13 protein-coding genes and 1 pseudogene are annotated in these 9,188 nt (G+C 73.2%); 9 read left to right on the top strand and 5 right to left on the bottom strand.

Translation table 11 applies throughout. The features are described 5' to 3' along the window. The 6 genes and pseudogenes from JFN87_RS29595 to JFN87_RS29620 form a co-directional block, all read left to right on the top strand. Positions 1-268 (top strand): annotated as a pseudogene (locus JFN87_RS29595) (hypothetical protein); the annotation flags it as partial. Positions 269-350: 82 nt separating this feature from the next. Then, a complete protein-coding gene (locus tag JFN87_RS29600; protein ID WP_209345016.1) occupies positions 351-758 on the top strand; it encodes a roadblock/LC7 domain-containing protein in 408 nt (135 codons plus the stop codon). An 83-nt stretch (positions 759-841) separates the two neighbouring features. Continuing rightward, positions 842-1,156: a DUF742 domain-containing protein gene (locus JFN87_RS29605; protein WP_030897828.1), complete on the top strand. Its 315-nt coding sequence runs from the start codon at positions 842-844 to the stop codon at positions 1,154-1,156. Further along, positions 1,134-1,778 carry a GTP-binding protein gene (locus JFN87_RS29610; RefSeq protein ID WP_209345019.1) on the top strand — a complete coding sequence of 215 codons (645 nt, stop codon included), beginning with the start codon at positions 1,134-1,136 and terminating at the stop codon, positions 1,776-1,778. Before JFN87_RS29605 ends, JFN87_RS29610 begins: the two co-directional genes overlap by 23 nt. Continuing rightward, a complete protein-coding gene (locus JFN87_RS29615; protein ID WP_307865642.1) occupies positions 1,775-3,289 on the top strand; it encodes a cytochrome P450 family protein in 1,515 nt (504 codons plus the stop codon). The genes JFN87_RS29610 and JFN87_RS29615 overlap by 4 nt, the downstream gene beginning before the upstream one ends. Before the next feature lie 81 nt (positions 3,290-3,370). Next, positions 3,371-3,865, top strand: a complete 495-nt coding sequence (locus JFN87_RS29620) for a DUF5949 family protein (RefSeq protein ID WP_209345020.1) — start codon at positions 3,371-3,373, stop codon at positions 3,863-3,865. A gap of 37 nt (positions 3,866-3,902) precedes the next feature. Here JFN87_RS29620 and JFN87_RS29625 read toward each other — a convergent pair whose 3' ends face one another. Then, positions 3,903-4,097: a hypothetical protein gene (locus JFN87_RS29625; RefSeq protein ID WP_209345022.1), complete on the bottom strand. Its 195-nt coding sequence runs from the start codon at positions 4,095-4,097 to the stop codon at positions 3,903-3,905. Positions 4,098-4,278: 181 nt separating this feature from the next. On the opposite strand from JFN87_RS29625, the gene JFN87_RS29630 reads away from it, so the two are divergent. Then, positions 4,279-4,950 (top strand): vitamin K epoxide reductase family protein, encoded by a 672-nt coding sequence (locus tag JFN87_RS29630; protein ID WP_209345024.1) that lies wholly within the window; start codon positions 4,279-4,281, stop codon positions 4,948-4,950. A 131-nt stretch (positions 4,951-5,081) separates the two neighbouring features. Here JFN87_RS29630 and JFN87_RS29635 read toward each other — a convergent pair whose 3' ends face one another. The 4 genes from JFN87_RS29635 to JFN87_RS29650 form a co-directional block, all read right to left on the bottom strand. Beyond that, entirely contained in the window at positions 5,082-5,321 is a 240-nt protein-coding gene (locus JFN87_RS29635) for a chaplin (RefSeq protein WP_209345026.1), read from the bottom strand. Between the two features lie 140 nt (positions 5,322-5,461). Next, on the bottom strand, positions 5,462-5,797 hold the full coding sequence (locus JFN87_RS29640; protein ID WP_209345028.1) for a hypothetical protein: 336 nt from the start codon (positions 5,795-5,797) through the stop codon (positions 5,462-5,464). Between the two features lie 243 nt (positions 5,798-6,040). Next, on the bottom strand, positions 6,041-6,757 hold the full coding sequence (locus JFN87_RS29645; RefSeq protein WP_245182519.1) for a hypothetical protein: 717 nt from the start codon (positions 6,755-6,757) through the stop codon (positions 6,041-6,043). Positions 6,758-6,954: 197 nt separating this feature from the next. Further along, a complete protein-coding gene (locus tag JFN87_RS29650; protein WP_209345030.1) occupies positions 6,955-7,194 on the bottom strand; it encodes a chaplin in 240 nt (79 codons plus the stop codon). Between the two features lie 517 nt (positions 7,195-7,711). On the opposite strand from JFN87_RS29650, the gene JFN87_RS29655 reads away from it, so the two are divergent. Then, on the top strand, positions 7,712-8,932 hold the full coding sequence (locus tag JFN87_RS29655) for a glycosyltransferase (protein WP_307865643.1): 1,221 nt from the start codon (positions 7,712-7,714) through the stop codon (positions 8,930-8,932). Continuing rightward, a partial coding sequence (locus tag JFN87_RS29660; RefSeq protein WP_209345034.1) for a hypothetical protein occupies positions 8,929-9,188 on the top strand: 260 nt, incomplete at its 3' end. The genes JFN87_RS29655 and JFN87_RS29660, both read left to right, overlap by 4 nt.

Genomic DNA, 9,188 nt, shown 5'->3' on the forward strand with positions numbered 1-9,188 from the left:
CACCCCTGGACCGCTCGTGCCCGAGCCGCGCCCCGGCGCCGCAGCAGAACCGCCGGGCGGCGCCCGGCGGCTGCCCCGCCGCAGGTCCGCCCGCGGAGACCAGTCCCTGCGAGTGCAGGCGGAGCCGTCGAGCACGACACCGCCCCCCTGCACACCCGAGGAGGCGGGCGAGTGGATGGCCGCGTTCTTCGAGGGCGGGGAGGAGCGGCAGGACCCGCCGCACCCGCGGCCCGCGGGCGACGACGGCACGCCCCCGGCCGCCCCGTGACCGGGCGGGGCAGTCGTGCCGGCACGTCCGCCGCCCCGCCCTCCCCCCGACATCCTGATCCCACAGAAGGACGGACCTGACTATGAGTTACGTGGCTCAGCCGGAGCAGCGGAGTTGGATGATCGCCGAGGTCGCCGCCGTCCCCGGGGTGCGGCAGGTGATCGTCTTCAGCGCCGACGGACTCCTCCTGACCAGCTCGGAGGGGATGGACCGGGACGCGGCCGACCGGCTCGCCGCGAACTGCTCGGGGCTGCTCTCCCTCGGCCGCAGCCTGGGCCGGGACTTCGGCAAGGACGGCGGCCTCGTGCACCAGCAGATGGTCGAGTTCAACGGCGGCTTCCTCTTCATGCGCAGCGCGCACGGCGCGCACCTCGCCGTGGTCACGGGGCCCGTCGTGGACCCGAAGCTCGTGGCCCGGCAGATGCAGGCGCAGGTCATGAAGATCGGCGCCACGCATCTGAGCAGTCCGCCCCGGCAGGGCACTGCGTGAGCGGGTCCGCGGGGGCCGGAGCGGGGGAGGCGCACGCCGGGCACGGCCCGGACGCGGGGTGCGCCGCGCTCCGGCCGTACGTCATCACCAAGGGCCGCACGCGCCCCACCCGCAACACGGTCGGCGTGGAGACCCTGCTGGTCGCCACCGGGGCGGAGGCGCCCCTGCCGGTCTCCGCGACCAGGGAGGAGCGCGCCCTCGTGCGGATGTGCGAGCGGCTGCTGTCCCTCGTCGAGGCCGCCGCCCACCTCGAACTGCCCGTGAGCCTGGTGAAGGTGGTGGCGTCCGACCTGGTCGACAGCGGTCACCTCATCGCGCGCTCCGGCGTGCCGCAGGCCGTACTGCCCGACCCGCAACTGCTCCAGGAGGTACTGGATGGTCTCCGTAGGCTCCGCTGACCGCTACCTGCCCGACACTGTCCAGCAGGCCGTCAAGATCCCCGTCGTCGGCGCGTTCGGTGTCGGCAAGACCACCCTCGTCGGCTCCGTCAGCGAGATCACGCCGCTGCGCACGGAGGAGGTGATGACGCAGGCGAGCGTCGGCGTGGACGACCTGGCCGGGATGGACTCGAAGACGACGACCACCGTCGCGATGGACTTCGGCAGGGTGACGCTCAGCCCGCGCATCGTCCTCTACCTGTTCGGCACGCCGGGCCAGCGGCGGTTCTGGGACCTGTGGGAGGGGCTGCTCGAAGGCGCGCTCGGGGTGCTCGTCCTGATCGACACCCGCAGGCTGGAGGACAGCTTCGACGTGCTGGAACAACTGGAGATCCGCGACATCCCGTTCGCGGTGGCGGTCAACACCTTCCCCGACAGCCAGGCCTACGCGACCGAGGAGTTGCGCGAGGCGCTCGACCTCCTGGAGGAGACACCGATCGTGACGTGTGACGCGCGGGACCGCGGATCGGCGGCGGGTGTGCTGATCACCCTCGTCGAACACGTGCTGGACAGCGAGGCGTTCCCCGCATCGGTCCCGGCCCCGGTCTCCGCCCCTGTCACGGCCCCGGGAGCCGCCCTGTGAGCACGCACGGAACGGGCGCGGAGGGCCCTCGCGGCAACGGCACGTACGACGAGGCAGGACACGGCGGCGCGAGCCACCCGGAGGGCTACCGCGACGGTGCCCACCGCGACGAGAGCCACGGCGGCGGCTTCGGGGACGGCGACGGCTTCGGGGACGGCGGCGGCTACGGGGACGGCGGCTACGGGGACGGCGGTGGGACGCACACCACCGGCGTCCACGGCCCCGGCCCGCAGGCGACCGGCCCGTACCCGGCGAGGCCCGCCTGCCCCGTCGCGCACGGCGGCGCGTCCGAAGGGCTCGGAGCGCTCGGCGCGACCGCGCGGCCTGTCCCGCTGACCTCCGTCGTCTCCTCGTCCGACCCGCACGAGGTCTACCGCGAGCTGCGGACACGCCACGGCGCCCTGGCACCCGTCGAGTTGGAGCCCGGCCTCTCGGCCTGGCTGGTGATGGGCTACCCCGAACTCCTCGTCGTGACGCGCATGGAGCAGCTGTTCTCGCGCGACCCGCGCAACTGGCACGCCATCAGGGAGCAGCGGATCTCGCCCGACTCCCCGCTGATGCCGATGATGCGCTACCACCCCGTCTGCTACCACGAGGACGGCGCCGAGCACCGGCGCATGCGCGCGCCCTTCGACGAAGGGGTCGGGCGGCTCAACGAGCGCGCGGCGCGGCGCCAGATCGAGAGCCGCTGCCACGGTCTGGTCGCGAAGTTCGCCGCCCAGGGCCGCGCCGACCTGGTGAGCCAGTACGCGGCGCTCGCCCCGATGATGTCCCTCGCCGGCCTCTTCGGCCTCGACACCGCGCGCAGCGAGGAACTCGTGCGGACGGTGTACGGCGTCGTCGGCTCGGGACCCGACTCGGAGACCGCGTACCAGACCCAGCACCGCATCATCGGCGACATGCTCAGCCGGCCGAGGCGCGCCCCCGAGCAGGACCTGACCTGGACGTTCGCGCACCATCCCAACCTCAGGACCGACGAGGAGCGGTTCGCGGCGATGCACCTGACTCTGATCGCGGCCAACATGCCGGCGATCTCCTGGATCGCGCACACGCTGCGGATGATGATCACGGACCCCAGGTTCGCCGCGCAGGTGCGAGGCGGACGCCTCGGGGTCGACGACGCCCTGGACGAGGCGCTGTGGCGTGAACCGCCGATGCACGCCATGCCGGCCAGGTACGTCCTGCACGACACCACGCTCGGCGGCCGGCGGCTGCGCCGCGGCGACTGCCTGGTCATGGGCATCGCCGCCGCCAACGACGACCCGCGCATCGGCCCCGACGAGAGCGAGGACTGGGGCAACCGCGCCCATCTCGCGTTCTCGGCGGGGCCGCACCGCTGCCCCGCGCAGCTGCCCGCCCGGCTGATCGCGCGTACCGCGGTGCGCACCGTGCTCAACCTGCTGCCGGACATCGAACTCACCGTCCTCGCGGCCGACCTCGCGCCCAGCCCGTCGCCCTGGACCCGCGTGCCCGCCCATCTGCCCGTCTCGTTCACACCCGTGACGCTGTGACGGCGAGCCGTCTCGCCGGCATCACCCGGTCGAGTGAGACGGGTTCAGAGGCTCGCCCAAAGGCGGCTAATGTGCCGGAATATGACTACTGGCAACACCGCTTCGTACGTTCCTCTCATGGGCACCCTCTCGGTGATCCCCTGGACCAGCGACCCCGCCGAGGGCGAACGCAACGCGCCCTTCCTGCTGGCCTATTCGCTCGGTGACGGGCGGGAGGGCCCGGGCGCGGGCGAGGAGACCCTGCGCACGGTGCTCGGCGAGATCGGCCTGCGCCCCGGTGAGGAGGTCGTGGACCTCGCGGACAAGCCGTCGACCGCCATCACCCTGCTCGTCGAGGCGGGACGCGCGGTACTGACGATGCCGTACCTGAACGCGCAGTGCCCCGTGCCGCCGGAGTGGGAGGAGGACGCGCGCAGGGTCGGGCACGTGTACTTCATCGTGGCCACCAAGCCGTGGACGGACGCGGTGCCCGGGCGGCCGGTGACCGAGGAGCAGCTGCGTGCGTTCGTCGGCGACGACGAGGTGCTGCTCAGCGCGGCACACTGCCTGGTCCCTGTCCGCAGTCTGACGGCCTGATTGCCTGACGGTCTGAAGGCCTGACCCGGGCGCGACGTCAGCGGGTGGTGGGGAAGCGGAACCCCGAGCCGGTCGTGGTGGGTCTCGCTGGGACGGTGCGGCCCGCGGCCCCCCACTCCCGCACGAGCGCGTTGTAGATGGGTGTGGGCGTGCGGCCGCGGGCGGGCTCGGCGTGTGCCGGCGTCCAGGTGTCCTGCGGGCTTTCACGGCGCTGGGCGTGGAGGGTCTCCATGCACGGACAACGCGGACCGCGCACCGGAGTCACTGCCTTGAGGGGTGGGGCGAGGTACGGGTGAAACGCTTCTTCGAGCGTGTGTCTCATCTGATTTTCCTGCCGGGCCGGCCTCCCTCGTTCCAGTGAAACCACCGCTCTCAGGACGGGTGTCGACCCCCGCGGGCATAGCGTCGTCCGTATGGCAACGGCAGTCGCCGGCAGGGAATCCGCCGGCAGTGAGAGCAACGGCAGGGCAGCACACGCGCGCGGCGCGGATCCCGAGGGCGGTGCGGCCGGGTACGGCGGCAGCCGGGGGTTCGGCGCGCTCCTGGTGGTTTCGGGATTCATGGGCCTGCTGGCCGCCTGGGTCATCACACTGGACGAGTTCAAGCTCCTCAAGGACCCGGCATTCACGCCGGGTTGCAGCCTGAACCCGGTGGTGTCCTGCGGCAGTGTGATGAAGAGCGCGCAGGCCTCGGTCTTCGGGTTCCCCAACCCGATGCTCGGCCTCGCGACGTACCCGGTGGTGATCGCCATCGGGATGGGCATCCTCGCGGGCGCGCGCTACGGCCGCTGGTACTGGCTCGGGCTGCAGGGCGGCACGCTGTTCGGCGTCGGCTTCTGCTCGTGGCTCCAGGTGCAGTCGCTGTACGACATCAACGCGCTGTGCCTGTGGTGCTGCCTGGCCTGGACGGGCACGACGCTGATGTTCTGCTACGTCACCGTGCACAACGTCCGCAACAGGATCATCCCCGCACCGGCCTGGCTGCGCTCGGCGCTGACCGAGTTCCACTGGATGCCGCCGCTGCTGTGGCTCGGCGGCATCGGGATGCTCGTGCTGACCCGCTGGTGGGACTTCTGGACGAGCTGAGCCCCGGACGGGCCGTCAGGACAATCGGGAAAAGCCGGAGCGGCTGCGTGGAGCCCCAACTCCACACAGCCGCTCCGTCGTGTTCCCGAGGGGGAGAACAAGCCGTTCCTACGAGGTGGGTCGCGAACCGATCAGCGGTTGACGCAACCGTTGCCGAACGCGGGGTTCAGCAGGCCGATCACGTTGATGCTGTTGCCGCAGGCGTTGACCGGCACGTGGATCGGGACCTGGACCGTGTTGCCGGACAGGACGCCGGGGGAGCCCGCTGTGACGGCGCCCGCACCCGCGTCGGCGGAGGCGGTGCCGGCGGCCGCGAACGCGGCGATACCGGCGGTCGCGACGACCACGGCCGCCTTCTTGATGCCCTTCATGCGCTGTACCTTTCTTCGGTGGTTTTTTCACTTTATGTACCGATTCGGCTCTACGGAGAGAGCGACCCGGCAACCCACCGAAACTCCATCGCCTGGCGTAAACCGGCGCCACCGGCGCCTGGCGCCGGTGGCGCCGGCTGTCAGCCGCCGAGCGGGAGGCCGCCGAGGAGGGAGCCGACGCCCTGGCCGGCGTCCGACCCCGTCTTCGCCTTTCCTGCCTTGTCCTGCTTCTTGGCCTGCTTCTGCTTGCCCAGGCTCTGCGCCGTGTCGCTGACCGCGTTGACCAGCGAGCCCTTGTTCTCCGTGTCCAGCGCGTTGGTGTTGATGGGCGAGCCGCTCCGCAGGCCGTTGGCGGCGATCTCGTTGATCCCGCCGTTCAGGCTCGAGGGGGTGAGGCCGTTGGCGAAGGCCGGGGCCGCTCCACCCAGCACGACCAGGGAACCGGTGACGATCGCGGCAACCTTCATGGACTTCATGTGCGTGAACCTTCTTTCGCGTCGGACTGCGTCATCCCTAACGAGCCCGCGCCACCGGGGGAAACTGCGGTACGGCCGAATTCCGCCGGTGCCACTCTTACGCCTGGGACTGGCGTGCCGCGCGTATCGAATGCGGCGCACGGTCGTTGGCGCGCCATCGGCCCGACACGACTCGGCGGCCCGGGTCCGGCGGTGTGCCGGCTCCGGGCCGCTCGGCGTACGAGGGTGTCTCGGGCGTGCGGGTCAGCGGTAGAGACCGGCCATCCCCGGCACCGCGGGCGCGGGGAGCGTCGAGGCCGCCGGCACGTCGGCCGGGAGTGTCGTCGTCGCCGGCTGGTCGGACGACGGCAGCGTGGACGTCGACGGCAGCTCGGGGGATGCCGCGGGCATGCCCGGCAGCGCGGGCAGGCCCGGCAGGTCGGGCTTCGGCAGGCCGCCGTCGAGCACGTCCGCGACCAGCACGTTGACGAGCTTCGTCACGGCGTCCGACGTCCCCGCCCGCGCCTTTGTCGCATTGCCCGCCTTCGCCGCCGTGACGAGGGCGTCCACGGACTTCCGCAGGCCGTCGAGCGCCTGCGTGACGGTGGGGGTGGGCGCGGCCGACCGGGCGTCCGTGGCGGCGGCCTTCGGCTTCGCCGCGGTGATGGCGTGGGTCGCGGCGTCGCCGAGCCTGTTCGCCTCCGCGGCGGGCACCTTGCCGTCCTTCGCCGCGGCCACGGTCCTCAGCAGGTCGGTGACGGGCGTCAGCACGCCGCCCGCGTCCCTGAGCGTGTTGATCTGCCGGGCCAGCGTGGCGGCGTCGGGCAGCGGGGCGCGGGGGAGCGGCTGGTGCGCGGCGGGGACGGCGTGGCCGGTGTCGTGCGGGGTGTGGACGGCGGCGGCCGCGGGGCCCGCGGTGCCGAGGGCGAGCGCGGTGCAGGCGGCGGCGGCCGCGGCGGTCAGGGGAAGCTGGGGGCGCATCGTGCGGGGGTCCTTTCGGGACACGGCGGAACGGTCACTTCACGGTCCGGTCCGCCGGTGTGTCCCGCAACGCGCCCCGGTCCGAACGGGTGGCTGACACGTCCTCATCCGTACCAATGGCACGGCCGCACAAAGGGAGAGGAGCCGCCCCGCCTGGACGGCGGGACGGCTCCTCGGGTGCCTCAGGGCGTAATGCCTCAGGCGTTGACGCAGGTGTTGCCGAACGCGGGGTTCAGCAGGCCGATCACGTTGATGGTGTTGCCGCAGACGTTGACCGGCACGTGGACCGGGACCTGCACGACGTTGCCGGAGATGACGCCGGGGGAGCCGATGGCAGCGGCACCCGCGCCGGCGTCGGCGAACGCGGCACCGGACGCGCCGGCGACAGCGGCGACCGCCGTGGTGGACAGAACAACAGCCTTCGCGATACGCGACATGGGGATGAGGCTCCTCGGTGTGACAGACAAAACGATCGCCGGGCGCGAATGCCCGACGTACCGATCAACGCGGCTGCACCCGATCGGTTGCTGCCCCGAATGAGTGAAGCCTGAGCTCTTCTGCCTGGCCGCGACGGCGGCCGCCCGGTGCGTCCGCGTGCCTCCGTCACATTCATGGCCCGCTCTGTAAAGGTGCCTATCGGTCCGGATGGGACTCTTTCGGACTATTTGCGCGATCTCCGGAGGGTGGGGTTCCCATGGCGTTGAGCGGATCAAGAGACAAGCCTTTTATGCGAACAACCGTGGGCACGGCTCAGGTGTGTTCGACCCGAAGCCCGCTCTGACCGCCGGTGAGGGGCGACTTGGCGTTCGATCCGGCACAGGGCGTGACCCCGTGGTGTCCGGTGCGTTCTTCGTACAGGCGGGGGCCCGGGGACCGACCGGGGACCCTCCGACGTGTGGGGGCCCGGACGGCGCCCCCTCCTCCAGCAGCCGAAAGAAGTGGGACGAAGTGCGCGTGACGTCCGGTAGTTCCGGGGCCGACACCGGCTTCACCGCCCTGCACCTCGTCCAGCCCACCGAAGGCGGCGTGCCGCGCGTCGTCGCCGACCTGGTCGCCGCGCAGGCCGCGGCCGGGCTGCGCGTCGTCGTCGGCTGCCCGCCCGAGGGGTTCCTCGCCGCCGCGGCCGCACGCGCGGGCGCCGAGGTCAGGCCCTGGCGCGCCACCCGGCAGCCGGGACCCGCGCTGCCCGGCGAGGTCCGCTCGGCCGCCCGCATCATCGACGCGGTGCGCCCCGGCGTCCTGCACGCCCACAGCGCGAAGGCGGGGCTCGCGGGCCGGCTCGCCGCGCGGGGCCGTGTGCCCACCGTCTTCCAGCCGCACGCCTGGTCCTTCGAGGCGGTCGGCGGCCCGATGGCGGTCGCCGCCCGGGGCTGGGAGCGGTGGGCGGCGCGCTGGAGCGACCGCATCGTGTGCGTCAGCGAGGCGGAGCGCGCGACCGGCGTGCGCGCCGGGGTGCGTGCCACCTTCCGCGTCGTGCGCAACGGCGTGGACACCGCGCGCTTCACGCCCTCCGCGCCGCGGGACACCGCGGCCGGGGACGGCGACGCACCGCCGCCGCTCGCCGGCCTCGGCAGGGACGGGCTCGACCTCGACGCGGGGCCCGACACGGAGGCGGCCCCCGTCGTCGTGTGTGTCGGCAGGCTGTGCCGGCAGAAGGGGCAGGACGTCCTGCTGCGCGCGTGGGAGCGCGTCGCGCGCGAGGTGCCGGGCGCGCGCCTCGTCCTCGTCGGCGACGGTCCCGGCGCGGCGTCACTGCGCGCGGCGGCACCGCCGTCCGTCCTGTTCGCGGGCGCGGTCGCGGACACCGCGCGCTGGTACCGCGCGGCCGACCTGGTCGTCCTGCCGTCCCGCTGGGAGGGCATGGCGCTCTCCCCGCTCGAAGCCATGGCCTGCGGCCGGCCCGTCGTCCTGACCGACGTGGACGGTTCGCGCGAGTCCCTGCCGCCCGGGCACGCGGAACGCTGCCTCGTACCGGCCGAGGACCCCGCGGCGCTCGCCGCGGCCGTCGCCGCGCTGCTGCGCGACGGGCCGGGGCGCGCGGCACTCGGCCGCCAGGCCCACGACCACGTTCTGAGCACCTTCGACGTGCGGCTGACCGCCGCGGCCATCGCGGACGTCTACCGCGAGGTCGCCAACGCGCCGCACCCCGAGCGCAGGGAGCCGATCCACCAGTGACCACGGAAAGCACCGGTTTCCCCTCGCCCGCGGGGGCCCCGCGCAGCGCCGGGCAGACCACGGGCCGCGTCACGATCGCCGCGCCACCGCGTGAGCGCGCGCGCGACCACACGCCGCGCGGCTTCGAACCCTTCGACCGCCTCGCGGCGCCCGCGCGCGTGCGCAGGCCGGCCCGGCGGACGCTGCCGACCCGCAGGACGGCCATCGCCGCGAGCACGCCCGCGACGTCGGCGGCGAGCAGCGGCAGCGTCCGCCG

It is taken from the genome of Streptomyces montanisoli, assembly GCF_017813245.1.
GTDB classification, from domain to species: Bacteria; Actinomycetota; Actinomycetes; order Streptomycetales; family Streptomycetaceae; genus Streptomyces; species Streptomyces montanisoli.

Bases quoted from the DNA above. Each gene is read 5' to 3' on its own strand.
- JFN87_RS29600 (WP_209345016.1), top strand. From the start codon at position 351: ATGAGTTACGTGGCTCAGCCGGAGCAGCGGAGTTGGATGATCGCCGAG.
- JFN87_RS29610 (WP_209345019.1), top strand. From the start codon at position 1,134: ATGGTCTCCGTAGGCTCCGCTGACCGCTACCTGCCCGACACTGTCCAG.
- JFN87_RS29620 (WP_209345020.1), top strand. From the start codon at position 3,371: ATGACTACTGGCAACACCGCTTCGTACGTTCCTCTCATGGGCACCCTC.
- JFN87_RS29625 (WP_209345022.1), bottom strand. From the start codon at position 4,097: ATGGAGACCCTCCACGCCCAGCGCCGTGAAAGCCCGCAGGACACCTGG.
- JFN87_RS29630 (WP_209345024.1), top strand. From the start codon at position 4,279: ATGGCAACGGCAGTCGCCGGCAGGGAATCCGCCGGCAGTGAGAGCAAC.
- JFN87_RS29635 (WP_209345026.1), bottom strand. From the start codon at position 5,321: ATGAAGGGCATCAAGAAGGCGGCCGTGGTCGTCGCGACCGCCGGTATC.
- JFN87_RS29640 (WP_209345028.1), bottom strand. From the start codon at position 5,797: ATGAAGTCCATGAAGGTTGCCGCGATCGTCACCGGTTCCCTGGTCGTG.
- JFN87_RS29645 (WP_245182519.1), bottom strand. From the start codon at position 6,757: ATGCGCCCCCAGCTTCCCCTGACCGCCGCGGCCGCCGCCGCCTGCACC.
- JFN87_RS29650 (WP_209345030.1), bottom strand. From the start codon at position 7,194: ATGTCGCGTATCGCGAAGGCTGTTGTTCTGTCCACCACGGCGGTCGCC.